Raw genomic sequence first — 25,267 nt, forward strand, 5'->3', positions numbered from 1 at the left:
TTTCATCATCTTTTATGCGGAGGGGTATTTATGCGCTTTATTCGACCATTGGTTTATTCAGTGATGGCGGTGGCCATCGGTACGGGAGGCTTTCTGCTCACTACGAAGCAAGTAAACGGAAGCACGCAAGCCGGAGCTGCCGTGCAGCCGACAGCTTACATTGAATCGAACGAGGTTAGCGCCAGCTTTAAGATCGGCGGCCGCGTTACCGAGATTCTCGTGAAAGAAGGGGATACGGTCAAGAAAGGCCAAGTGCTGGCGCGTCTGCAAAGCACGGAGCTTGAGGCGAAGGTGGCGCAGGCCAAAGCGGCCGTGGCGCTCGCCCAGGGCAAGATTGCCGAGGCGCAGGGCGCAACCGCTACCGCTCAGGCGAAGAAGGCGCAGGCGATCGCCGGCGTGACGGCTACGGCCGATGCGGCGGATCAGCAAATCGCCCAGGCCGAAGCGGCGGTGAAGGCGGCGCAAGCGAAGGTCGACGGGCTGCGTAACGGCGCCCGTCCGGAAGAGAAGAAGCAGGCCGAAATTCAACTGCAGGCGACCAAGGAAGTGTACGCCCTCGCCGAGCAAAACTTGAAGCGGATGCAGGCGATGCTTGCGGAAGGCCTTGTGGCGCAGGCCGACGTCGATAAAGTGAACGTGAGCTATCAGGAAGCGAAAACGAAATATGAGCTGGCGCAGCAGCAGTACAACCTCGCTCAGCAAGGGCCGCGCGAGGAGGAAATACGCGCAGCGGAAGCGCAGCTGGAGCAGGCCAAAGCGGCGCTCGGCCTCGCCCAGGCAGGCCGCGAGCAAGTAGCCGTGCGCGAAGGCGACGTTGCCGCAGCGAATGCGGCCATACAGCAGGCGCAGGGCGCTGTGCAGTCGGCCGGCTCCGCCGAGCAGCAGGCCAAGGCGGCGCAGGCTGAAGCGGAAGCGTATCAGAGCTACACCGAGCTTATCGCGCCAAGCGACGGAGTGATCCTGGCGCAGGGCGCACAGCCCGGCGAACTGGTCGGCTCGGGCTTCCCGGTTTTTACCATTCAAGCGACAGACGGCCATTGGGCGAGATTTTATATGACTGAGACGTCGCTCGCCGGACTGAAGAACGGAGACCGCGTCAAGCTGAAGCTGATCGCGACGGGGCAGGAGCTCGAAGGCAAGATCCAGTCGATAGCGGCGGCACCGGATTTTGCGGTCAAGAAAGCGACGCAAACCGCGGGCGAGACCGACGTGCGCTCGTTCGGCGTGAAGGTTGAGCTGCCGCAGCTTCCGGAAGCGGCTGCGATCGGCATGACGCTGCAGTGGAACGGTAAAACGGAAGGGTGATCGGTCGTGACGGAGCTTAAAGTAGGCGGCGTCATTGCCGACGAGTGGAGACACATTATCAAAGACAGGCGGCTGTTCTTAATTCTTTTCATCGTGCCGGTCATGTATACGCTGCTGTTCGGCTCGCTTTATACCCACCACAAGGTGACCGAGATGACGACGATTGTCATGGACGAAGATCAAAGCCCGCTCAGCCGTCAAATCATTCAAGCTTTCGAGGAAAGCGAATCGTTCCAGGTGACGCGCGAGGCGCATACCGAGGAGGAGGTCAGGCGAGCGATCGCCTCCGGGGAAGCGAAGGTCGGGTTGTTCATTCCGAGCCGGTTCGAAGCGAGCTTGAAGCAGGGCCAGACGCTGCCGCTGCTCACGTGGGTCGACGGCAGCAACATGCTGTACTCGAATTCCGCGACCAAGGGCGCGAACGAAGTCATCACCACGTTCAGCATGGGCCTGTCAGCCAAAAAAATGAAGCTGCAGCAAGGCCTGCAGGACGAACAGGTGGCGAACGTGCTGTCGCCGATTCCGTTTCGCTATCGGGTACTGTACAACCCAACGTTTAATTACAGCGACTTTATGATGTACGGTCTGGTCGGAGCCATTTTGCAGCAGGTGCTGTTTCTCGGCATTTCGCTGACCGTCACGCGGGAGAAAGACGGCGGGACCTGGCAGCGTTATGCGGCATGGAAACGCGATCCTTGGCGGATCGCGTACGCCAAGACGGCGCCTTATTTCCTGATCAATTTGTTTAACACGACGATTGCGCTGCTGATCGCGTCGTATTTATTCGGGGCGCCGCTTGCCGGCAGTTTGTTCGCCGGGCTGGCGGTCGTGATGTCCTTCACGTTCGCGGTGTGCGGGATCGGGTATTTGATCAGCATGTTCTCGGGCAATCAGCTCGGGGCGACGCAGACGGCGATGCTGATCGCAGTGCCTTCGTTCCTGCTGTCCGGCTTTACCTGGCCGTTCGAAGCGATGCCGAGGGCGCTGCAGGTTCTGGGGCATCTGCTGCCGCTGACCTATTTCCTGGACGGGGTGCGCAGCGTATTCGTGAAGGCGAACGATTACAGCGCAATCGGTTACGATTGCCTGGCGCTCGTGATGATGGGACTCGTGACGTTCATGGCGGCGATGCTGCTGACGCGCTTTGCCGTGTTTCGCAAGACGACGCCGGAGGATGCGGCTGCGCCGGTTGCGGTTCGCGCCGAGCCTGCGGGAACGGGAACCGCAACCGGAAACGGAAGCGGGCTTACCCTATAATATTGAGGGAGATGGAACGAGAATGAACCGAAGAACATTTGCGGGCTTTTGCGCCGCACTTTTGATTGCTGCCGCTGTCCAACCGGCCGTTTATGCCGAGACGGTAACGGAAGATCCGAAGCAAAACCTGTACTTGAGCGCCCCGGTCCTGGAGACGGTCGCTTCGATCGACTTGCCGTCGGTGCTGGAACGTGCGTTGACAGACTCGAACAACCTGCAGCTGCTCCTGTTGAAATATGCGGCGTTAAACTCGAAGGAGCAGGATTTAAAAGCACAGCGGGAATCGCTGGTAGGCGGCTCGTTCACAGGCGGACATTTACCGGATACGCCCGAGGAGATGGTCGCCGGGATGAATGCGCAAGGAGTAGCCGTCGATCCGGCGGACAACCTGTGGCTCGGGCCGGTGACGACCGTCACGAATAAGGCGATCAATCAGCTTATCCAAGGCATGGGTACGATGAGCGCCGGCATGAATGAGATCATCCAGCAGCAGCGCGAGCAATTGAAGACGACGGCGCACCAGTTGAGCACGGACCAACGCAACGCGCTGCTGCAGAAGGACGAGGCGGTTGAAGCCATCCGGCTGCAGACGACCGCCCAATACGTGCAGCTGCTCGGCTTGAAGAAGCAGCTTGCCTTTATGCAGGATTACGCTTCCGTGCTGGACAAAGAAGTGAAGAAAGCGATGCTTTTCCGCGAACAAGGGCTGGCCTCGAACGAAGACGTGCTGACGGCGACCAAAGCGCTGAACAAGCACAAGGACGAGCTCGCCCTGCTGAACCAAAATTACAAGCTGGCGCTGGTGCAGCTTTCGTTCGACATCGGGATCGCGTACAATCCTTCGCTGGAAGTGAAGGACATCGCGAACGTCACCGTAGAACCCGTGCAGCGAGCGGATACGGAAACGATCCTGAAGAACGCCTATCAGATGAAGATGAGCGCGAACAATATCGACGAAGCGGCGTGGCAGCAGTCCAATACGGTAACCCAAAATACGTATGGGGGCAACTATTTGGGCGTAAACCTGGCGATTTCGGGCATGAAGAACGAGCAGACGCAGCTGGAGCTGACGAAGAAAATCGAGGCCGTGTACACGGAAGCGGAGAACGCCTATCTGGCCTATACGACGGAAGCGCGGAATACGGCCGAAGTGAAGGCGGACTTGAATAAAATGAAGGTGCGTTACGACGCAGGCGTCCTGTCCAGGCACGATTTGCAAAAGTTCGAGCTGAAGGTGCGCGGGCAAGAGACGACGCTGGAAGCCGCGAAGCTGAAATATTTCGTCCTTCGCGAGAAATCGCGCGCGATGGAGAAAGGGTTTATCTCGTAATGGGAAATGGGCTGTGCCGGGCTGATCAAGCCGGCGCAGTCTTTTTTTTTTGTGAGCGGCAGCGCAGGGCCGGATACGTGCCGCCTGCCCGGCCCCGGCATGCCTTCGCTTGAAGGCATGCCGGGGCTTTTGGCACGGAGCGGAGGCGACTTCTTTCGCTTGCGCGGTTGCCTTTACTGGAACCGGCGCCGGTATTCGCGAGGCGTCGCGCCGACATATTTCACGAAGCAGGAGGTGAAGTAGGCGGCTTGATTAAACCCGACGTCGTCGGCGATGCGCGTGATCGGCAGATCCGTTTGCAGCAGCAGCAGCTTGGCCTGCTCCAGCCGGTAATGCATCAAGTATTCGAACGGCGAGCAGCCGAACTGCTTCTGCATGCAGCGCGCGATATAAACCGGATGAAAATTCAACGCTTCGCCAAGCGCCTGAGCCGACACGTTCTCGTGGTAATGCTGCCGCAAATAAGAGGCCGCCTGATCGGCGCATCTGGCGGAGGACGCCGTCTCGTCGGACTGCCAGGACTCATGCAGCCGCTCCAGCAGGTTCTGAAACAACGTCTGCTGTTTCCAGCGGGACAAGCTGTCGGAACGGGCGCCCAGTTCGATCATCTGATCCATAAGCGCGAACAGCTTGGCCGGCTTCGGGATATGAAAAGATTGGGGGATATGAAATTTGATGGTTTGCGGAATGAAAACCCGCAGCCGATCCGGAATCTTTTCCTCCCGGTCATCGCTCGTTTCCGATTCGTTCGGATCAGACACGCGCCACTCGCCGGACGTTTGGAAGTGGAGCCAATAATACAACGTTTCCTCCTGACAGGGTGCCGTCGGATAATGATGTTTATCCGGGCGCAAAATCAACATGTCACCGGCTGAAACCTCGTATTTCCGGTCTTCTTCGGCGATGTACAAGCAGCCGCTGCGCACAAGCAGCATATCGAACACACCGATATTCCGACGGTTCGGATGTTTGAAGCCCGGCTCGTTCGCCGCGAAACCGTTCACAATGAAATAGGGCATCGGCGGGACGGACAACTGTAGCACAGACAGCGCTTTCACCCCCTTACTATAGGCATGTAAAGTTTGAATTTTAATAGTTCTGGTTGCAAATATGATATATGAATCCCAGTATACCATCTATAATGTGTAATGACGACAGGAGGGATTTACGGACATGACGGATACGCACAAAAAAATGACCTTATGGGCGCTTGCGTGGCCCGTTTTTATTGAAATGTTTTTGCAATTTTTGCTCGGGACGGCGGATACGTTTATGGTAAGCCGCATATCCGACGATGCGGTGGCCGTTGTCGGGATCTCAAACCAGCTGTTTAACGCGGTGACGATTTTATTCGCCGCCGTGGCGGGCGGAGCCGGCGTGCTGATCGCTCAGCGGATCGGGGCGCAGCGGAACGAAGATGCGCGCAAGATCGGCATCATGACGGTGAAAGCGTCGATCGTGATCGGGCTTGGCTTGAGCGTGCTTCTTTACTTCGGCGCGGCCCGCGTAGCGGCCTTGCTGCAGCTGGAGGTGTCGCTGCTGCCGCTTGCCAGGACGTATATCGCCATCGTCGGGGGCGGCATGGTTTTGACGGCTGTGATGTCGACGCTCAGCACCGTCATCCGCAGCACGGGCGACACGCGCACGCCGATGTTCGTCGCCATTGGGATGAACGTCGTTCATATTATTCTGAACTATTTGCTGATCTACGGGACATTCGGGTTCCCGGCGTTAGGTTTGGAGGGTGCGGCCCTATCCACGGTCATGAGCCGATTGGTCGCTTCGATAGTGCTGGTCATCGTTTGGGCCGGTGCCTTTTCCCGTCGGCTCGAGTGGAGCGACTGGAAGCTGTATGACCGCCCGATGTTTCGCGAAGTGCTGCGTATCGGTTGGCCGCTGGGCCTGAACATGGCCTCCTGGTTTTTCTCCCAGCTGGTCATTTATGCGTTCGTCGCCAAATTGGGCGCGTCGGCCTTAGCCGCAAGAACGTATATGAATACGCTGGAATCGTTTTGCTTCCTGCTCGGCTTCTCGGTGGCCTTGGCCGTCCAAATCCAGATTGCCTATTTATACGGCGCCGGGCGCAAAGAAGAGGCCTACCGCAGCGCATACCGGGCAACCGGCAGCGGTTTGGTTATCGTCTTGATCGGTGCGCTGCTTCTTTATGTATTAGGCGAGAGCATATTGTCGTTCTTCACTCAAGATGCGGGCATCTTGGCGATCGGCTTGTCGCTGCTCGGGTTGAATTTGATTTTACAGCCGGGCAAAATGGTCAACATGGCGATGGGCAATGCTTTAATCGCGATCGGGGACACCCGCTTCGTCGTATATAACGGCTTTTTCTCCATGTGGATCGTCGCCGTAGGGCTGTCCTATGTGCTCGGCATTCAGTCGGGGTGGGGCTTGATCGGCATCTATGCGGCGATGATCGCCGACGAATATTTGCGCGGCTTGCTCGTTACCGTCCGCTGGAGCAGCAAAAAAGCGCTGAACAAAGCCTTGACGCCTCCGGACGCGGCTCAAGTTGCCGTTCATCCTTAGCTTCGTTATAATTAAATAAGCGCATCGGATAAGAAGCATATCCGACCAGGTCAACAAGAGGCTTTATACCGGAAGAGGAAGACCGGGTAAAGCCTCTTTCCTATGTGAAGCGCATGCTGAAGAAGCCGAAGGAGGAACCGAACATGAGTTTGATCGCGGACTGGATCCGATACGGCCCGGAAGGAGCGTACACCGGGTATGCCGCAAGACTGGCTACGGCGCAAACGCCGCTTCCCGCCGTTATCGTGCTGCAGGAAATATGGGGCGTGGACGAGCATATCCAGGACGTCACGCGGCGTTTGGCGCAAGCGGGCTACGCAGCCTTCGCACCCGACCTTTTCGCGAAGGACGGCGAACGATTGCCGGCGCTCGGTGCCGGTCAAATCGAGGCGGCGAAGCAGTTCCTGAACACGCTTCCGCCGTCCGCATGGCGCAATGCGGAAGAACGGGATACCGCGCTGGCGCGGATCCCCGAGCACGAGCGGTCGGGGATCTCCGCTACGCTGAACCGGCTCTTCGACCTGGGCGGGCTGCAGGACGCGTTTCGCACGCAGGCTGCCGAAACGGCCGTTTACTTGCGCGAGGTGTGCGAGCACTCGCGGGGACAGCGCGTCGCTTCGGTCGGCTTCTGCATGGGGGGCGCACTGTCGGCGGCGCTGGCCGTGAGGGACGAGCAGCTTGCAGGAGCCGTCATTTTCTATGGCTCGGCTCCAGCCCTGGACGCGCTGTCCTCCATCCGGTGTCCGGTGCTTGGTTTATACGGAGAGAACGATAAGCGGATTACGGACGAAGTTCCCGCGTTCGCCGAGGCGATGGAGCAAGCGGGCAAACGCTTCGACTACCGGATTTATCCGGACGCCCCGCACGCCTTCTTCAACGATACGCGCCCGAGCTACCACGCTGCATCGGCCAGAGCGGCCTATGCCGAGACGCTTCGATTTCTGCAGGAGACGCTGAGCTAGGATGCAGCCTCTGGAGCCGCCCTTCATGCGGAGCCGGAGGCTGCTTTATTTAAATCTGCCGGAATAGCTTGTCGGGCTCGCCATGATACCGTTGAAAAGCGGAATGTCACCGCGTATAGTTGGAATGAAGAACCATTTTTCCAGTGAATAAAAAAGGATGATGATGATGCCGTTAGTTGACATGCCGCTTGCCCAATTGCGTACCTATGAGGGCCGCAACCCCCGGCCGGCCGATTTTGACGCTTATTGGAACCAGGCGCTTGAGGAAATGAAAGCGGTCGATCCGCAGGCGGAGCTCGTGCCCGCCGAGTTTCAGGTCCCGTTCGCGGAATGTTTTCATTTGTATTTCAACGGGGTGAGGGGCGCTCGCATTCACGCCAAATATGTCAGGCCGAAGCAATCGGAGGGACCGCATCCGGCCGTCCTGCATTTCCACGGGTACACAGGCAGCAGCGGCGACTGGACGGATAAGCTGGCGTATGCGGCGCTCGGATTTTCCATCGCGTCCCTCGACGTTCGCGGACAAGCCGGCTTGTCGGAAGATTCGGGCGGCGTCTTGGGCAATACGCACCACGGTCATATCATTCGGGGCTTGAACGATCCGGACCCGCACAATCTGCTGTTCCGCCACATCTTTCTCGATACGGCGCTGCTGGCCTCCGTCGTCATGGGCTTCCCGGAAGTCGACGAGGCAAGAGTCGGCGCCACCGGATGGTCGCAAGGCGGCGCGTTGACGATTGCGTGCGCCGCCCTCGAACCGCGTATCCGCAAGGCGGCGCCGGTTTATCCTTTCCTGAGCGACTACAGACGCGTCTGGGAAATGGATTTGTGCAAAGACGCTTACGCCGAGCTGAAGACGTTCTTCCGCCATGCCGATCCGCAGCATATTCGGGAGGACGAAATTTTTACGAAGCTCGGTTATATCGATATTCAACATCTGGCGTCCCGCGTCGGGGCGGACGTCCTCGTCGGCGTCGGATTGGCCGATACCGTGTGCCCGCCTTCGACGCAGTTCGCAGCGATTAATAAGATGAAGACGACCGTCCGCACGGAAATTTATCCGGACTTCGGCCATGAGAACTTGCCGGGGATGCATGATAAAATTATTCGTTTCTTAAGCGCGTTGTAAAGCTCCAGAAGGTCAACGGTGCAGAGCCGGGCTTTCCCTTGGCGGGAGGCTCGGCTCTTTGGTTTGCTTCGGAAGGGGTATAGCCGTATCGGTGCAAGGGAACGCTGAAATATTGCGGGAATGAAGAGCGGGAAAGGATGAGGGGTATGGCGGAAGCCGGCTTTCGGATAGAAAAAGATTTTTTGGGAAGCAAAGAGGTTCCTATTCATGCATACTACGGTGTACAAACGTTGCGCGCGGTAGATAATTTCCCGATCACGGGCTACCGGATTCACCGGGAATTGATCGTGGCGTTGGCGATCGTCAAGAAAGCCGCAGCCCTTGCCAATATGGAAACCGGGCAGTTAAAGCCGAAGTTCGGCGAAGTGATTGTGAAGGCAGCCGACGAAATGATAGCAGGCCTATGGCACGACCAATTTATCGTTGATCCGATTCAAGGCGGCGCCGGCACTTCGATCAACATGAACGCCAACGAAGTGATCGCGAACCGCGGGATCGAGCTGCTTGGCGGGGAGAAGGGCAACTACTTCATGCTGAGCCCGAATACGCACGTCAACATGGCGCAGTCGACGAACGATGTATTTCCGACCGCGATTCATATTGCGGTGCTGCGTATGCTGGACCAGCTGATGGCCGCGATGCACGACCTGCACGAGAGCTTCCGCGCGAAGGCCGTTGCATTTGACGGCATTATCAAAATGGGCCGCACCCACCTGCAGGACGGGGTACCGATCCGGCTCGGCCAGGAATTCGAAGCGTACCGGCGGGTGTTCTCCCGCGACATGACCCGAATCGGTCAGGCGCGGCAGCATTTGTACGAAATTAACATGGGCGCGACCGCGGTCGGCACGGGACTGAATGCCGACCCCCGCTATATCAAACGGGTGGCCGAGCTGTTGGCCGAGCTGACGGGTTACCCGCTTGTGAGCGCAGAGCATCTGGTGGACGCCACGCAAAATACGGATGCTTACACGGAAGTGTCCGCGGCCTTGAAGGTATGTATGATCAACATGTCCAAGATCGCCAACGATCTGCGGCTGATGGCTTCGGGCCCCCGGGCCGGACTGAACGAGATTAACCTGCCCGCACGGCAGCCGGGATCGTCGATCATGCCCGGCAAGGTGAACCCGGTGATGTGCGAAGTTGTGAACCAGGTCGCCTTCCAAGTGATCGGTAACGACCATACGATCTGCCTGGCTTCGGAAGCGGGGCAGCTCGAGCTGAACGTCATGGAACCGGTGCTCGTCTTTAACCTGCTGCAGTCGCTCGGCATGATGACACAGGTGCTTAAAGTATTCAAGACGCACTGCCTGGACGGCATCGAGCCTAACGTGGAGCTGTGCCGCAATTACGTGGAGCGCAGCGTCGGCGTCATTACGGCATTGAACCCGCACCTCGGGTATGAGCCGGTTGCGCGAATCGCGCGCGAGGCGATCGAGACGGGCAAATCGGTGCGGGAATTGTGCCTTCTCTACGACGTGCTTCGCGAGGACGAATTAAACATCATCCTCGACCCCTATGAAATGACGAAACCCGGCATTGCCGGCGCGTCGCTGCTGCATACGGAACCCCCGGCAGGAAGCGAAAAGCCGAAGCCGTGAGCTTCAATTGAATAATGACCGAAGCCGACCTCGCCGGAGAAGTCGGCTTATTGACGCTGGAAATGGCGTTTATCGCCAGAGGAGCATGCCGCGGCGGTTCTTGGCAAACAATAAGGCCGATGTGAATCGTTACCTTCAAAGGAGAGAGAAGGTTTGAATCGGGCCCTACCATTACTTCTGTGCGTTTGGTTGCTGCTTGCAGGATGGTTACCCGCCCCGGCTTCGGCTGAAGCGGGTAACGCCGCGCCTCCGACCCGACAACAAGCCGATGCGGAGCTGCTTATGGGCTTGCAAGAGGAGGGGGTGTACCTGCTCATTGAAAAAAAGGCAAACCGTCTGTCCCTTATCCACAACGGACGTGTCTATCGCTCGTTTCCGGTGGCGACCGGACGCCGCAGAGAGCTGACCCCGACGGGCACCTTCCATATTGTGACGAAAATCGTGAAGCCGTGGTACGTACGAAAGCAAATTCCCGGCGGCCATCCGAAAAATCCCCTCGGGACGCGATGGATGGGCATCAACGTGCCAGGTAGCGGAGGTTATACGTACGGGATTCACGGCACGAATCGGCCGTATGCGATCGGGTCGAGCGTTTCGTCGGGCTGTATCCGCATGTTGAATCGGGATATCGAATGGTTGTATCGGCATATCCCGCTCGGGACGGTCGTCGTCATTCAAGATTGAAAAAAATAGGCCCCCGAAGTGTATGGAACGAGGCTCATCTGCGCAACATAGGATCAACGGTGAAAGAGAGAGGTGTGGTTCCGTTGAGCAAATTAGCGGGTTATACCAAGGAAGTTGTTGTTGAATCGAGATAGAAGCGGAGGGATGTGCCAAAGACACGTAAGGGTAGTACAACGTACTGCAAGACGTGACCCGAGGTAAGACTCATGCTTTACGCAAGATTCATGGCAAGCGACCATCATGAATTCACCGTTGGAAAGGACTCCGCAAGGAGTCCTTTTTCCTGTGGCGTTCTTCCGGGCAAGCTGGAAAGCCATGAGCCATTCCATTCAGGTTCGAAGCAAGAGGCAAGAGGCAATGGGCAAGTCTTCGATCGGCAGCTTCGTTACTTGGCAGAAGGATCGGGTTTCCCCAGGAACGTCCAGAACGCGCCGCCGAGCAGTCCTTCCACGTCGCGGCGAATTTCGTCTTCCTCCAGGCGCCAGCCCGCCCGCAGCAAATCCGTGTATTTATCGCCAAGCACCTTAGCGATAATCGTCCGGGAATGATCCCACTTGTAGAGCAGCTGATCAAGCACCCGGCAGTCGGAATGCTGGGGAATGACGCTGCCGCCGAGCAGCTCAAGCCGCATCCGGGTTATTTCTTCGATGAGGCTCGGATTGTTCAGAAACCACCAGCAGCCAAAGATGAGCAGATTGCGGTTTTTTCGCGCCGTCACGGCCAGCTCGTGCTGATTTTCCCGCGATAGCATCGTCACCAGAAATTTGACGTTCGGGTGTCCGCTCACGATCCGTTCGACGGCCCCGATGTCGCTGTAGCCCAGACTGTCCCCCGCGTCCTTCAGCGAAGGGTTGACCTTCCGTTTGACGCCGATCATAAGCGCGAACGGAATGCCCGCTTCCTCGGCAACGGGAAGGATGCATTCGTCAATGACCCGTCCCCGCAATGACGGCTCGGGGTAGGCGAAATCGTTTGGCAGCGAAACGGCCATGTACAGCGGGTTCATTCGGCCGATCCAATCGTGAAGAAAGCGCCTCACCTCCGCTGCCGTGTCTCCCGAGAAATCTTGCGTTACCGCATATCCTTGCTGCTGGAGCTTCATATAGGCCGAATCCCAGCCGTTCAGCAGCGGGTCGATGCGCAGCGCGGCCAAAAACCGCGGGTCGGTGCTGCCTCCGCCGGACCAACGCTCCCGCTCGTAGTCGTCGAACGGATCGTTCGTCATGACTACCGTCTTGACACCCGCCAGCTCCAGAATCCGGTCGATATAATCGCTAGCCTGCACTTCCCGGAAGTAGGCCCGGTACGATTCCAAATCGCGCGTGGACAAGTCGAAGCCGAGACGGTTCAGCACCGTGACGACGCCGCGGCATGCTTCGCTGTAAGGAGAGTGATCGATAAACAACGTTTGCCAAATCAGATCGGCGCGCTCCGTTTTGCTCATCCGCCAGAAATCGTCGTAAGACAGATCGGGACGAAACCGGAACATTTCAGCGATCAAATAGTGATACGTCAGCAGGTCGTCAACCCCCCATAACAGCAGGTCGCCGAACGATTCGGCGAATAAGTGGGTGTGAATATCGGTGACGGGGGTAAGGCGAACGGTCTCTTGAACAAAAGCGATCAGCTGTTCTTCTGTACGAATGGCCATGATATTCGAAGTCCTCCTAAGAAAAAGGCATATGTTCACGTGAACAACGGCATTATATCACGTTCTTTGTCATCTGAATAGACGGTCATTCCGTATCGTTAATGGGCGAGTGACCGGTTCGCCCGACCGGGCGTACGCATAGGATGGATGGAGGGCCAAAAAGTTAGCGGAAGGAAGATACGATGGTCGCATACGAATCCGTGGTGCTTATCCTGGTGCTGTTTATTTTGCTGTTGGTCTTACTGCTGATATGGATATGAGGATTGTCGATTAAAAGCCCGGTTGCTTCTCCTTGGCGGAGAGGCGATACCGGGCTCTTATTTGTTCTTCAGGCCAATATTAGAAGCCTTTATACTGCGGTTCTTCGTTCTCGAGATCTTGAACGCGAGAATTCACTTGGTCGACAATTTGCTGAGTTTGCTTGGCGCAATTCTCGAACAAGGTTTTGGCTTCCTGGTTCTGGGTGCCAAGAGCGAACGTCTCCAGGCTGGCTTGAGCGCTTTTCAAGGATGCGAGCGTCGTTTTCACTTGCGATGCCACTGTCATGCGAATCACCTCCCGAACTCTAATGTGCTCAAATTTTCTTAACTAATGAATGGAAAAAATAACCGGACGACGGCACCGGATAAATGGAAGTCGATTCGGTACATAATTTATATCGTTCGCCTTGTTTTGCAAGGTCAAATAAGTGCTTGTTAGCAGGGAGAGGGAAGCTTTGCAGGATTTGATGCATATCGCATTACGTTCGTTCACGGCCCTCGTCATCTTGTTTGCGATAACGCGCATTTTAGGTAAAAAGCAAATTTCCCAGCTGACGTTCTTCGAATATATAACGGGCATCACTCTCGGGGAGTTGGCCGGGTTTATTTCGACCGATTTGGAAGCTCATTATTTATACGGCTTAACGGCTATCGCTGTCTGGTTTCTGGTGCCCTTCGTGGTCGAGCTGTTTACTTTGAAAAGCTTGCGGCTCCGAGAATGGCTCGAGGGCAGGGGAACCGTGTTTATCCAGGAAGGAAAAGTGCTGGAAGACAACCTGAAGCGGGAGAGGTTTACCGTGAACGAATTGCTGGAGCAGCTGCGAACGAAAAGCGTGTTTAACGTGGCCGACGTGGAATTCGCGATGCTCGAGGCGAGCGGCGATTTGAGCGTGCTGTTAAAAAGCGAAAATCAGCCGTTGACCCCGAAGCATCTCGGCATGCGGGTAGCGCGGGATCGCGAGACGAAGGCGGTCGTAATCGATGGCAATATCATGGACGAGGCGCTTGCTGCGGCGGGGCTGAGCCGGGAATGGCTTCACACGGAATTGGAGAAGCTAGGGGTAACGATGGAGAATGTTTTTATCGGTCAAGTCAACGCTTGCGGTCAGCTGTATGTCGATTTGTACGACGATAAGCTGCAGGTGCCGCAACAGACGGACATGCCGCTGCTTCTGGCCACTTTGAAGAAATGCGAGGCTGATTTGACGCTCTTCAGCTTAAGCACGGCGAGTCCGGAAGCGAAAGCGATGTATGAGCAAGATGCACAACAATTGCGACGCATGATCGATCAAGTCGAGCCCATACTAAAGAGATAGAAATTCGAAAGGAGACCGTCCGCATGTCCACGAAATCGAAGATGAAAAAGTTAACTTGGGTGCAGCAGGAGTATCAGGAATTAGCGAAGACGCGGGAACCGGCAAGACCGGTGCTGAAAAACTGCATACGCGCTTTTATCGTGGGTGGAGCCATCTGTTTCGTCGGACAGGTGATTAGTGAAATATTCATTCACGGGTTCGGCTTTGACAAGAAGACGGCCGGAGATCCGACGGTAGCCGTCCTGATTTTCATCTCTGTCGTACTGACAAGTCTCGGGGTATACGATAAAATCGCACAGTGGGCCGGCGGGGGCTCGAGCGTTCCGGTCACAGGGTTCGCGAACTCGGTGTGCTCTGCGGCGCTTGAACACAAAAGCGAGGGCTTTGTGCTTGGTGTCGGCGGCAATATATTTAAGCTGGCCGGCTCGGTCATCGTTTTCGGCGTAGTCGCGGCATTCGTTGTCGGCCTGACCCATCTGATGCTTGGCATAGGGGGGCAATAAGATGCTAATCGGACATCAGAGCTGGGAGTTCCGCAACCGGCCCGTCATTCTAGGCACGGCCACCGTCGTCGGCCCCGATGAAGGGGAAGGGCCGCTGGGTAATGAGTTCGACATTGTGCATGCCGATGCCATCCTTGGCCAGGACAGCTGGGAGAAGGCGGAGAAGAAGATGCTCGAGGAAGCGGCGAAGCTGGCCGTGGAAAATGCGGGCCTGACCAAGGAGAAGATCGAGTTCTACGTCGGCGGCGATCTGATCAACCAGATCATCAGCAACAGCTTTGCGGTCCGGACGATGCAAATTCCGTATCTCGGCATCTTCGGCGCATGCTCCACCTCGATGGAAGGACTGGCCATCGCCTCGATGATCGTCGATGGGGGTTACGCCAAGCACACGATGGCGGGAACGTGCAGCCATAACAGCACCGCGGAGAAGCAGTTTCGCTATCCGACGGAGTACGGCTCGCAAAAACCGCCTACCGCGCAGTATACCGTCACGGGTGCAGGAGTCGCCGTCATCGGCAAGCATGGCCGCGGCCCTGTCGTGACGGGGGCGACGATCGGCCGTGTTATCGATATGGGGATCAAGGACCCGTTCAACATGGGCGCGGCGATGGCCCCGGCGGCGGTGGACACGCTGCAGTCGCATTTTCGCGATTTCGACCGGCAGCCGGAGTATTACGATCTGATTGTTACCGGCGACCTCGCGGAGGTCGGATACGGGATTGCCCGCGAGCTGCTGAAGAAGCATCGGGTCCCTATCGAACAGACGACTTACAAGGATTGCGGGCTGATGATTTACGACTTGGAGAAACAGAAGTCGCTTGTGCAAGCCGGCGGCAGCGGCTGCGGCTGTTCGGCGACCGTGACTTACGGCCATTTGTTGAGACGTTTGGCGAAGGGCGAGTTGAAGCGCATTCTCGTCGTAGCGACCGGCGCGCTGCTGTCGCCGTTGTCGTTCCAGCAAGGCGAGAGCATCCCGTGCATCGCGCATGCGGTAGCCATAGAAAGCGGAGAGTGATCGAGAATGGACAATTGGATCCAATTTATATGGGCTTTCCTGATCGGCGGCGCCATTTGCGTCATCGGACAAATCCTGATGGACGTGCTCCGTTTGACGCCGGCGCACACGATGAGCACGCTTGTCGTCGCCGGCGCCCTTGTCGAAGCGATTCCTTACAAAGATAAAGGGCTGTACGACCAATTTATCGAATTTGCCGGCGCCGGCGCCACCGTGCCGATTACGAGCTTCGGCAACTCCCTCGTCAACGGGGCACTCAGTTCCTTGAAGGAGGACGGGCCGATCGGCATCATCGGGGGCATTTTCGAAGTGACCAGCGCAGGCATATCCGCGGCCATCATCTTTTCCTTCCTGGCCGCGCTCGTATTTCGCCCGCAAGGCTAGATCGTTTAAGATCGCAGAACGGCATCAAGACCTGTTTCAGCCCCTAATCAGGGGCTTTTTTGCATTTCTACAAACAATTTCATCAGTTTTACACGTATACGGCGAATTTTGAATCCGGTACAATGAAAATTACACCATACAAGCGAACTTTTTTCAGTCGCTGACGTATATGAATTAGTATGGATCATACAGAGGTACGACATAAAGGAGGCCCGGACGATGGAAACGATGATTCGAGAAGATGTACAAGCGTTAAAGCGCATACAGGCGAATTTGGAATCCTGCATTCTCGGCAAAACCGATGAGATCGCTTTGCTGCTTACGGCGATGCTGGCAGGAGGACACGTGCTGCTTGAAGATGTTCCAGGCACCGGCAAAACGGTCCTGATCAAGGCGCTTGCCAAATCGGTCCGCGGCCAATTTCGCCGCATTCAATGCAACCCGGACTTGCTGCCCACCGATATTACCGGTGTTTCCATCTACCATCCGAAGGAAGAGGCGTTCATATTCCGCCCGGGTCCGATCATGACGCATATTTTGCTGGCGGATGAAATTAACCGCGCGACGACGAAGACGCAATCCGCGCTGCTGGAAGCGATGGAGGAGCGTCACGTCACGGTGGACGGGGAAACGTATGAGCTGCCGAAGCCGTTCCTGCTGCTCGCGACGCAAAACCCGATCGATTTCGAGGGGACGTACACGCTGCCGGAGGCTCAGCTGGACCGCTTCATGATGAAGTTCAGCCTCGGCTACCCGGATGCGGAGACGGAAACGCAGATGATCGTTGCGCAAAACGTGACGCACCCGCTCGATACGCTGGAAGCCGTTTCGGGCGTGGAGCAAATATTGGCGCTGCAGCATCAGGTGAAGCTCGTGCACCTCGACGAAGCCGTCGCGGCTTACCTGGTGGCGGTGTCGCGTGCGACCCGCAACCATCCGGCCGTATACCTCGGCGCGAGCCCGCGGGCGACGCTGGCGCTGGTGCAAGCCTCGAAGGCCTATGCTCTGCTGCAGCAAAGAGAGTACGTCATCCCGGATGACATTAAATTTTTGGCGCCCTATGTGCTGGGACACCGGTTGATTCTGCAAGCGGAAGCGCGGATGGAAGGAGCGTCTGTTTCATCCGTCCTGCAGTCGGTGTTTCAACAAGTGAAGGTGCCGGTACGTTGGGAGAAGTGACCAGGGTGAGGACGTCGCTCGTTCAAAAATGGATCGAACGCCCCCGTTACAGCCGAAAATTTTGGGCGGTGGGCGCCGCTTTTTTAGGAAGCCTCGGGTACCTGTTGTTTCAAGGCGGCAAGCTGGCGCTGATGTTATTTGTCATCATGCTGATCCTGAGCGTATATTTGCTGCTCGGCCAGTGGAGCGGCATCAAGCGGACGCAGGGGACCCGTGTTCTTCATACGGCGGAAGGAGCGACCACCCTTGAAGCCGGGAGCACGCTCGGCGTGAAGGTGCAGCTGCAAATTCCGGGCTTTTGGCCGATCCCGTACGTGTTCGTGAAAGACCGTCTCTACCATAAGAACGGGCGCGAGCTGACGTTCGAAGCGACGCTCGTGCCGGATTGGCGCCGCCGCGCCGATTGGGAATACCGGACGCCGGCGATGCGGCGGGGACATTATACGTTCGGGCGGACGGAATGCGTGACCGAGGATATATTCGGCTTGTTCGAGCATCGGGGTGAGCTGGAGCTGCCGCAAACGATTTCCGTGCTGCCGCAAACGATCGCGATCCGCGATTGGCAGCAGTACCACCAGATGGTGAAGGGCGCGAACCATCATTCCTCGACGACCCGGGCTGTGCGCGAAACGACGCAAATCAACGGGGTTCGGGAGTATATATACGGCGACCGCATTTCCCGGATTCACTGGAACGCAACGGCCAAGACGGGCACGTGGAAGTCGAAGGAGTTCGAGCGCGAATCGCTGCCGAAAACTTATATCGTTTTGGACCGGGATCAGCGCCTTTACGGCGAGTCGGACGAATTCGAGCTTGCGGTTTCTGTCACCGCCTCGCTGTTTCAATATGGCTCGCAGCGAGGGCTGGCGCTTGGTCTCGTATCCGCGGGCAAAGACAGCGCATACTTCGAGCCGCGCCAAGGACAGCATCAGCATCAGCTTGTGCTGCGGCATTTGATGGACGTCGAGGCGGACAGTCCGGACACGATCCGTTCGTTATTGAAAGACAAGGCGCAGAAGCTGGCGCCCGGCAGCTTTGTGACGATCGTCAGCGCTTCCTTCGGCGAGCCGATGCTGCAGGTGCTGCTGGGGTTAAAGAAACAGCAGATGAATCCTTGCCATATTTGGATCGTGCCGCCGGCTGTACGCAAGGAAGCCTGGGCTAGCCAGCTGCAGTCCCGAGGGATTACTTGCTATGCGATCGGTCAATTAACCGATCTGCCTGTCCAGTTGGGAGGTCGGGCCGGATGAACGGGAAACCTCTCTCTTGGAAAAAGCGGCTGTTGTTCGAGGAGTGGCCGTATCGGCTAACGGTGCTATTTAGCGGCATATTTTTGCTTCAACTCCTCCTTTGGTTTCAGAAGGAGGATTACTGGCTGCTGCCGGAGACGGTGGCGGTCATGGCGTGGACGCTGCTTGCCGTTTGCGTGCTGGAGCACATTCCGTGGATGCACTGGATGCTGCGCGGGGTACTGCAGTTCATCGCGATCTTGACGATACAAGTGACGGTGCTGGAGCGATACGAAGCGATCGAACCGATGACGCTTGGAAGTTTTTTTTCATCCAAACTGTTTCTGAACTTATACGAACTGACGCCTTATTTATGGTTCGGCCTGGGGACCTGGGTCGCCTACCTGACGATGATCTGGTGGGTGGAATCGAAGTGGCGCATCTACGTGCTGCTTGTCGTGGGCGTGCTGGCGCTGTGCATCCGCGATTCGTTCTCGGGCGTATACTTGTGGCCGCAGGTCGTCATCATGGTCGGCTGCGGGCTGTTCCTGCTGATTCTGGCGCACTTCCGGCGGCTGCGGATGAAGGATCCGTCGGCTTGGAGACAGCTCTCGGAAAACCCGTTCTCGATCGTCCTGCCGGTGACCGGTCTGATCGGCCTGACGCTGCTTGCCGGCGCGGCGATGCCGGAAGTCGGCCCGATGCTGACCGATCCGTATACGGCCTGGCGAGCCTACCGCGGCGAGCCGATGAACTTCGCCACCGGCAAAGGGGAGCAGGTTGCCCTTGCGACCGATGCGATGGACGCGTCGTCCGGCTACAGCCGGAATGACCGATTCCTTGGCAGCGGATTCCAGTTCGATTATACGCCGGTGATGACCATCGACACGACGCACCGCGGGTATTGGCGGGGCGAGACTCTCTCGTTATATACCGGCAGAGGGTGGCAGGAAAGCGAGCTCGATCGCGCTTCCTGGGGGCCGGTCCGGCCGGATGCGGTCTTGCCGGCGGATACGCGATTGCCGGGCGACCAAATGAAAACGATCGAGGTCACGCAAACGGTGACGCTGCTGAACGATGACCGGTATCCGGTTCTATTCGGCGCCTATTCGATACAGAAGGTCGTAGGGCTGAACGGAGCGCGCAGCGGGTTTGAAGGACTGATGTGGTCGGCGCAGCAGGGCGAGCTTCGTTTCAGCGAGCGTCAGCCGTATCCGAAGACGTACACGATCGTGTCGCAAATGCCGGTCATCGACGAAGCGGCGCTGCGCAAGCTGCCGCATCAATTGCCGAGGCCGGAATTGGCGCCGTTCCTGCAGCTGCCGGATCATTTGCCTGAGCGGGTGCGCAATCTGGCTTTCGAAATTACCAAAAACGCAAGCAGCGATTACGATAAGGCGAAAGCGATCGAGCAATATTTGTCGATGAATTACGCGTACACGAATAAGCCCGACTTGACGAAGGGCCGCAGCCGCGACTTTGTCGACCGGTTCCTGTTCGAGATTAAAGAAGGCTATTGCGATTATTATTCCACGTCGATGGCCGTGCTGTCGCGAGCGGTCGGCTTGCCTGCAAGGTGGGTGAAGGGCTATTCCTCCGGCTCGACGACGCTCGACCAGCAAGGTTTGGGCGGGTTCGCGCCGGGCGAGCTGTTTGCCGATCCGAATGCCGCCGGCGAGTATACGGTGCGCAACTCTGACGCGCATTCCTGGGTCGAAGTGTATTTCAGCGGATACGGCTGGGTGCCGTTCGAGCCGACGTCCGGATTCTCCATGCCGCGGGCCGTTCCGGTTGAAGAGCCGGTAGCCGAGCCGCAGGCGGTCGAATCGCTGCCTGCGGTTGCGGAAGAAGAGGCGGCTCCGGCGGTGCAAAGCCGTCACTACCTGTTCGGCGGCTCGCTGCTTGTCGCGCTGCTGCTGGCCGGCTTTGCCGCATGGCGCTGGCAGCTGGTCGATCTTGTGCGGGAGCGCGCCCGCCGCCGCCGGGCCTTGCAGCTGAAGCAGAAAATCATTGTGGAATGCGAACGGCTGCTGCGCATTTTCCGCAGGCACGGCTACGTGCGCGAGGAGCACGAAACGCTTCGTGAAGCGGTGCGGCGATGGACGGCCAAGAGCAGCTGGATGAAGGGCGAGCTGGACGTCGTGCTGCACCATTTCGAGAAGGCCAAGTACGGCAAGGACGATATGACCGAAGAGGAATTCCGTGAAACTACGCAAATTGTGGAGAAGCTTCGTTCCCAAATGTAAATGAGGCCAAGGGCTGAGGGCCCGCTGCCGGAAGGCGGCGGGCTTTTTGAAGGTAAAGAAGGGATTGGCACTCCCTCTTTGAACACACCGGACAAGTGTGATATAGTTTGACGTATATAGCCATTGTTTCCCTGAGGTGAACGTTTTGCTGAAAAAGCTAATCCCGCGTGAGCAAGTGAACAGCATCTATGAACTTGAATTGGATACGTTATGGAAGCAGGGGTATCGGGGCATCATTACGGACTTGGACAATACGCTGGTCGGGGCCAAAGCGCCGTTCGCAACGCCGGAACTGATCGAATGGCTCAAAGTGGTGGGTCAGATCGGGTTTCAGGTTGTGATCGTATCGAACAATCAGCGCACCAGAGTAACCAAGTTCGCGGAGCCGCTGTCCCTGCCTTTTATTTACCGGGCCAAAAAGCCGACCCACGCCTCGTTCCGCAAAGCGCTGAACATGATGCGTCTGGAGGCGGGGCAGACGATCGTCATCGGCGATCAGATGCTGACCGATGTGCTCGGCGGCAATCGCCTGGGGTTATATACGGTGCTGGTCCGTCCGATTTCGCCTACGGATGAGGGCTTTTTTACGAAAGTGAACAGGACGCTCGAGAAAGCGGCGTTAAAGATGATGAAAAGGTAGGGAACGTATGACGCTTGACCATGAAAACAGGCAAGAGGACGACCGCTGCGCAGGCTGCGGCGTCACGCTGCAAACCGCAGACTCCGAACGGCTCGGCTATGTGCCGGCCCAAGCTTTGACCCGGACGCCGATCATTTGCCAGCGGTGCTTCCGCATCAAGAATTACAACGAGTCCTCCAGCATTACGCTGAATCAGGACGATTTCTTGCGGCTGCTGTCGCATGTAGGCTCGACCGAATCGCTGGTCGTGAACATCGTCGATCTGTTCGATTTCGAAGGCAGCATGATTTCGGGGCTGCCCCGATTCGTCGGCAAAAATCCGATCGTGCTCGTCGTGAACAAGATCGATCTGCTGCCCAAAGTGACGAACTATAACCGGATTTTGAACTGGGTGCAGCGTCAGGTGAAGGAAGCCGGGCTGCGGGTCGTCGAGGTAGTGCTTTGCTCGGCGAAAAAGAACATGGGCTTCGAGCGCGTTATTGAAGCGCTGGACGAACACCGCGAAGGGCGCGACATCTATGTGGTCGGCGCGACCAACGTCGGCAAATCGACGCTGATCAACCGGCTGATTCGCGATTACAGCGACCTGGATGCGGAGCTCACCGTCTCCCAGTACCCGGGCACGACGCTCGATTTGGTGCGCATTCCGATGGACGACGGCTCTTCGATCATCGATACGCCGGGGATCGTGTACAAACACCGCTTGACGGAGCTCGTGAACAAAAAAGATTTGATGAAGCTGATGCCGGACAAACCTGTGAAGCCGCTCGTGTTTCAGTTGAACGAGAAGCAGACGGTGTTTTTCGGCAGTTTGGTGCGTTTTGATTTCGTGCAAGGGGAGCGGCAGTCGTTCACGTTCTATACGTCCAACGGCTTGAAAGCGCACCGTACGAAGCTGGAGCGGGCCGATGAGCTGTACGCCGAGCATAAAGGGGGGCTGCTGTCGCCGCCGACGCTTGAAGAGCTTGAGGAGCTGCCGCCGCTCGTGAAGCACACGATCCGTATTCCGAAAGGGAAGCCGTCGGACGTCTCGATATCCGGTCTCGGCTGGGTCAAAGCGAACAGCGAGGCAGGCGCGGATCTCGTCATCCATGTGCCGAAGGGCGTCAAGGTGGCGCTGCGCGAATCGCTGATTTAATTCTTTCGTGCCGCATGGGGCGAGGGAGAACCGGATCTAAGATGAATATGGGGGGAACAACGGCCAATGCTAACGTCGCATAAGCTGGACAGTCATACGATCCTTTACGGCGTGTTCGGAGATCCGATCCGCCATTCCAAATCGCCGATCATGCTGAATCGGGCGTTCGAGGTTACAGGCGTTAACGCCGCTTACGGCGCGTTTCATATTGTGCCGGGGACGCTGAAAGACGCCGTTGCCGGCATCCGCGCGCTGCAGTTTCGCGGCGTAAACGTGACGGTTCCGCATAAAGTGGAAGTGATGGAATACTTGGACGCTATCGATGAAGGCGCGCGGATGATCGGCGCGGTGAATACGATCGTCAACGATAACGGCAAGCTGACCGGCTATAACACGGACGGCATCGGGTATATCCGCTCCTTGAAAGAGGAAACGGGCATCGACCTGCGCGGCCGCAAGGTGCTGATGATCGGCGCGGGCGGCGCCGCCCGCGGCGTCGGCTACGCGATCGCCAAAGAAGGCGCGGCGCATATTTACATCGCCAACCGTACCAAAGAGAAGGCGCAGGAGCTTGCCGCTTCCATGAGCGAGTTCTCGAGCGTCTCCGGCCACGGGCTCGACGAAGTCGCCGCTCTAGCCGGCGAAGCCGCGCTGATCGTCAACAACACGTCGCTCGGCATGCACCCGAACGTCGACGACGTTCCGATGGACGTCTCGCTGATCCGTCCGGACACCGTCGTCAGCGACCTCATCTATAACCCGCTGCTGACCCGATTTTTGCGCGAAGCCCGCGACCAGCGCGGCGCCGCGATCCACAGCGGGTTAGGCATGTTCATCTACCAGGGCGCTTACGCCTTCGAATATTGGACGGGCCAACCCGCTCCCATCGAAGCGATGCGCGCGGTTGTTTTGGAGTCCTTCGAGGGTTAAGCTCTGTACTTGGCTTTCGGTTTTAGTTTTAGGTAGGCTTTAAAGTCTTTTAAGGCTTTTAATCCTTTAAGGGCCGGATGGCCCCTTAAAGGGGGTGCGGCAGATTCGCCTCAGCATGAGCAGATTGCCGCCGCCCCCTCTCTCGCCGTTAGCTTTATGACGCAGTCATAAGGCGGTACCACGGTCGAACGAAACGTTAGAAGTCCAGCATTCCTGTCTGCACGTGATGCAGGCAATAAGTCCCGTACGAGCGCCTAACGTAAGCGTGTCCCTGCCGTGTCAGCCCCTTGGGCTGACACGGCAGGGACGATAAGCGCTCCCAGCACAGACATTCCATCAACGACGGCCCAGTCGCTCATCCGCCACCATCTGGGGTCCAGGGGCAGCGCGCCCTGGTCCTCCCCCTTCGGGAAGGGGGAAAGAGGGGGATGCGAAACAGGCAAGAAAGGTTTTGAATATGATGTTAACAGGCAAACAAAAACGTTTTCTGCGCTCGCAAGCGCACCACCTCACTCCGATTTTTCAAGTCGGCAAGGGGGGCGTCAACGATCACTTGATCCGGCATATCGAAGAAGCGATCGAAACACGCGAACTCATGAAAGTGTCCATTCTGAACAACTGCATGGAGGACCGCCACGAAGTGGCCGAACAACTGGCAGAGGGAGCGGGTGCGGAGCTCGTTCAAGTCATTGGCAAAACGATCGTGCTGTATAAGGAATCGCGGGATCATAAAACGATCGAGCTTCCATAACGAAACGCTAGTTTTCCGATGGAACAGGAGGAGAGCCGGATGAAGGTTGGCATCATGGGGGGCACCTTTGATCCGATTCATATCGGCCATCTGCTGGCGGCGCAAAGCGTCTGCGAGGAGCTCGGTCTGGATGAAGTATGGTTCATGCCGACCAATGTGCCTCCGCATAAGGAGCAAACGCAAGGCGCCACGGCGCGGCAACGCTTGGAGATGGTCCGTTTGGCGGTCGAGGGGCACGAGGCGTTCCGTGCAAGCGATATCGAGCTGGTGAAGGGCGGCGTCTCTTACAGCATCGAAACCGTCAGCTTGCTCCGGGAACGTTATCCCGACCATCGGTTTTACTACATTATCGGGGCGGATATGGTCCAGTATTTGCCCAAGTGGCATCGGATCGACGAGCTCGTACGGCTTGTGACGTTCGTCGGTCTGCAGCGCCCCGGCTTTGACGCCGATCTCGAAGAGCTGCCTGCGCCTATGAAGGAAGCCGTCATGATCGCCTCCATGCCGCAAATCGAGCTGTCCTCCACCTTGATCCGTGAACGCCGGGCTGCAGGCCGGCCGGTGCGTTATATGGTGCCCGACCGGGTAAACAACTATATCGAGGTGAATCGTTTATATGAAACGTGAAGACATCATCGCATCGGTGAAGCAGCAAATGCCGGAGCGACGCTGGACGCATACGGAAGGCGTGATGGAGACGGCAGTCATTCTGGCGAAGCGGTACGGAGAGGATCCGGCGAAAGCCGAGCTCGCCGCGATTTTGCATGACGTGTGCAAGTATTGGAGAGTCGACGAGCAGGCGCGCGTGATCCGTGAGAACGGGCTGCCCCAAGACTTGCTTGGCTATGATAAAGAGCTGTGGCATGCGCATGCCGGGGCGTGGGTGGCCGAGCATCAATACGGCGTCAAGGACGAAGCGGTGCTGGACGCCATCCGTTACCATACGTCCGGGCGAGAGCGGATGACGAAGCTGGACAAAATCGTCTGTCTAGCCGATTATATGGAACCGGGCCGGGATTTCCCGGGGGTGCATAATATTCGGGAAATCGCCGAACATAGTTTAGAGAAGGCGCTTATAGCCGGTTTTGACGGTACGATCCGCTTCTTGCTGGAGAAGGGCAAGCGAATTTACCCGCTCACCCTGTTCGCCCGCAACGGGCTGATCGAGGAACTGGAGCGGCAGGAGGAACACTACGATACGAACAGACACTAA

At 57.3% G+C, this 25,267-nt stretch carries 24 protein-coding genes; 21 read left to right on the plus strand and 3 right to left on the minus strand.

Going from position 1 to position 25,267, the window contains the following annotated elements; all coding sequences use genetic code 11:
- The first annotated feature begins 30 nt into the window (after positions 1-30).
- Genes ACZ439_RS22445 through ACZ439_RS22455 form a run of 3 tightly spaced genes read left to right on the plus strand, consistent with a single transcriptional unit; the run spans position 31 to position 3,892 of the window.
- Positions 31-1,305, plus strand: coding sequence for an HlyD family secretion protein (locus ACZ439_RS22445; protein ID WP_054796735.1), 1,275 nt, complete (start codon positions 31-33; stop codon positions 1,303-1,305).
- Between the two features lie 6 nt (positions 1,306-1,311).
- Positions 1,312-2,562: an ABC transporter permease gene (locus ACZ439_RS22450; RefSeq protein ID WP_127606966.1), complete on the plus strand. Its 1,251-nt coding sequence runs from the start codon at positions 1,312-1,314 to the stop codon at positions 2,560-2,562.
- A 22-nt stretch (positions 2,563-2,584) separates the two neighbouring features.
- A complete protein-coding gene (locus ACZ439_RS22455) occupies positions 2,585-3,892 on the plus strand; it encodes a TolC family protein (protein ID WP_054796734.1) in 1,308 nt (435 codons plus the stop codon).
- Positions 3,893-4,065: 173 nt separating this feature from the next.
- On the opposite strand, the gene ACZ439_RS22460 is transcribed toward ACZ439_RS22455, so the two are convergent.
- Positions 4,066-4,935, minus strand: a complete 870-nt coding sequence (locus tag ACZ439_RS22460; protein ID WP_236595848.1) for an AraC family transcriptional regulator — start codon at positions 4,933-4,935, stop codon at positions 4,066-4,068.
- 130 nt (positions 4,936-5,065) lie between these two features.
- On the opposite strand from ACZ439_RS22460, the gene ACZ439_RS22465 reads away from it, so the two are divergent.
- The 5 genes from ACZ439_RS22465 to ACZ439_RS22485 all read left to right on the plus strand — a co-directional run bounded on the left by ACZ439_RS22465 (position 5,066) and on the right by ACZ439_RS22485 (position 10,809).
- Positions 5,066-6,433 carry an MATE family efflux transporter gene (locus tag ACZ439_RS22465; RefSeq protein ID WP_464620235.1) on the plus strand — a complete coding sequence of 456 codons (1,368 nt, stop codon included), beginning with the start codon at positions 5,066-5,068 and terminating at the stop codon, positions 6,431-6,433.
- A 143-nt stretch (positions 6,434-6,576) separates the two neighbouring features.
- On the plus strand, positions 6,577-7,395 hold the full coding sequence (locus ACZ439_RS22470; RefSeq protein WP_054796745.1) for a dienelactone hydrolase family protein: 819 nt from the start codon (positions 6,577-6,579) through the stop codon (positions 7,393-7,395).
- Between the two features lie 166 nt (positions 7,396-7,561).
- Complete coding sequence (locus ACZ439_RS22475; protein ID WP_141336055.1) at positions 7,562-8,524, plus strand: acetylxylan esterase; 963 nt, start codon at positions 7,562-7,564, stop codon at positions 8,522-8,524.
- 146 nt (positions 8,525-8,670) lie between these two features.
- The gene (aspA, locus tag ACZ439_RS22480; protein ID WP_464620236.1) at positions 8,671-10,125 is read left to right on the plus strand and encodes an aspartate ammonia-lyase; all 1,455 of its coding nucleotides are present in this window, start codon (positions 8,671-8,673) and stop codon (positions 10,123-10,125) included.
- Positions 10,126-10,278: 153 nt separating this feature from the next.
- A complete protein-coding gene (locus ACZ439_RS22485) occupies positions 10,279-10,809 on the plus strand; it encodes a L,D-transpeptidase (protein WP_372813469.1) in 531 nt (176 codons plus the stop codon).
- 385 nt (positions 10,810-11,194) lie between these two features.
- Here the strand turns inward: ACZ439_RS22485 and ACZ439_RS22490 are convergent, their stop codons facing one another.
- A complete protein-coding gene (locus tag ACZ439_RS22490) occupies positions 11,195-12,460 on the minus strand; it encodes a glucuronate isomerase (protein ID WP_155613890.1) in 1,266 nt (421 codons plus the stop codon).
- Positions 12,461-12,799: 339 nt separating this feature from the next.
- Positions 12,800-13,006: a DUF1657 domain-containing protein gene (locus ACZ439_RS22495; RefSeq protein WP_054796732.1), complete on the minus strand. Its 207-nt coding sequence runs from the start codon at positions 13,004-13,006 to the stop codon at positions 12,800-12,802.
- Positions 13,007-13,175: 169 nt separating this feature from the next.
- On the opposite strand from ACZ439_RS22495, the gene ACZ439_RS22500 reads away from it, so the two are divergent.
- The 13 genes from ACZ439_RS22500 (at position 13,176) to yqeK (ending at position 25,267) form a co-directional block, all read left to right on the plus strand.
- Positions 13,176-14,036 (plus strand): DUF421 domain-containing protein, encoded by an 861-nt coding sequence (locus ACZ439_RS22500; protein WP_054796731.1) that lies wholly within the window; start codon positions 13,176-13,178, stop codon positions 14,034-14,036.
- A gap of 23 nt (positions 14,037-14,059) precedes the next feature.
- Positions 14,060-14,539, plus strand: a complete 480-nt coding sequence (gene spoVAC / locus ACZ439_RS22505; RefSeq protein ID WP_054796730.1) for a stage V sporulation protein AC — start codon at positions 14,060-14,062, stop codon at positions 14,537-14,539.
- 1 nt (position 14,540) lies between these two features.
- Positions 14,541-15,557, plus strand: a complete 1,017-nt coding sequence (spoVAD, locus tag ACZ439_RS22510; RefSeq protein ID WP_054799766.1) for a stage V sporulation protein AD — start codon at positions 14,541-14,543, stop codon at positions 15,555-15,557.
- An 18-nt stretch (positions 15,558-15,575) separates the two neighbouring features.
- Positions 15,576-15,941, plus strand: coding sequence for a stage V sporulation protein AE (gene spoVAE / locus ACZ439_RS22515; protein ID WP_054796744.1), 366 nt, complete (start codon positions 15,576-15,578; stop codon positions 15,939-15,941).
- Between the two features lie 219 nt (positions 15,942-16,160).
- On the plus strand, positions 16,161-17,120 hold the full coding sequence (locus ACZ439_RS22520) for an AAA family ATPase (RefSeq protein ID WP_127606946.1): 960 nt from the start codon (positions 16,161-16,163) through the stop codon (positions 17,118-17,120).
- Complete coding sequence (locus tag ACZ439_RS22525) at positions 17,117-18,370, plus strand: DUF58 domain-containing protein (protein ID WP_236595853.1); 1,254 nt, start codon at positions 17,117-17,119, stop codon at positions 18,368-18,370. The genes ACZ439_RS22520 and ACZ439_RS22525 overlap by 4 nt, the downstream gene beginning before the upstream one ends.
- A complete protein-coding gene (locus ACZ439_RS22530) occupies positions 18,367-20,595 on the plus strand; it encodes a transglutaminase TgpA family protein (RefSeq protein ID WP_464620237.1) in 2,229 nt (742 codons plus the stop codon). The genes ACZ439_RS22525 and ACZ439_RS22530 overlap by 4 nt, the downstream gene beginning before the upstream one ends.
- Positions 20,596-20,740: 145 nt before the next feature.
- A complete protein-coding gene (locus tag ACZ439_RS22535; RefSeq protein WP_127606942.1) occupies positions 20,741-21,235 on the plus strand; it encodes a YqeG family HAD IIIA-type phosphatase in 495 nt (164 codons plus the stop codon).
- Between the two features lie 7 nt (positions 21,236-21,242).
- Positions 21,243-22,373 (plus strand): ribosome biogenesis GTPase YqeH, encoded by a 1,131-nt coding sequence (yqeH, locus tag ACZ439_RS22540; RefSeq protein ID WP_127606940.1) that lies wholly within the window; start codon positions 21,243-21,245, stop codon positions 22,371-22,373.
- A gap of 66 nt (positions 22,374-22,439) precedes the next feature.
- A complete protein-coding gene (gene aroE, locus ACZ439_RS22545) occupies positions 22,440-23,303 on the plus strand; it encodes a shikimate dehydrogenase (RefSeq protein WP_054796729.1) in 864 nt (287 codons plus the stop codon).
- 460 nt (positions 23,304-23,763) lie between these two features.
- Positions 23,764-24,054, plus strand: coding sequence for a ribosome assembly RNA-binding protein YhbY (gene yhbY / locus ACZ439_RS22550; protein WP_127607047.1), 291 nt, complete (start codon positions 23,764-23,766; stop codon positions 24,052-24,054).
- A gap of 39 nt (positions 24,055-24,093) precedes the next feature.
- Entirely contained in the window at positions 24,094-24,681 is a 588-nt protein-coding gene (locus ACZ439_RS22555) for a nicotinate-nucleotide adenylyltransferase (RefSeq protein ID WP_054799767.1), read from the plus strand.
- Positions 24,671-25,267: a bis(5'-nucleosyl)-tetraphosphatase (symmetrical) YqeK gene (gene yqeK, locus ACZ439_RS22560; protein ID WP_054796728.1), complete on the plus strand. Its 597-nt coding sequence runs from the start codon at positions 24,671-24,673 to the stop codon at positions 25,265-25,267. Before ACZ439_RS22555 ends, yqeK begins: the two co-directional genes overlap by 11 nt.

The sequence above is a fragment of the Paenibacillus sp. JCM 9796 genome, assembly GCF_055379675.1.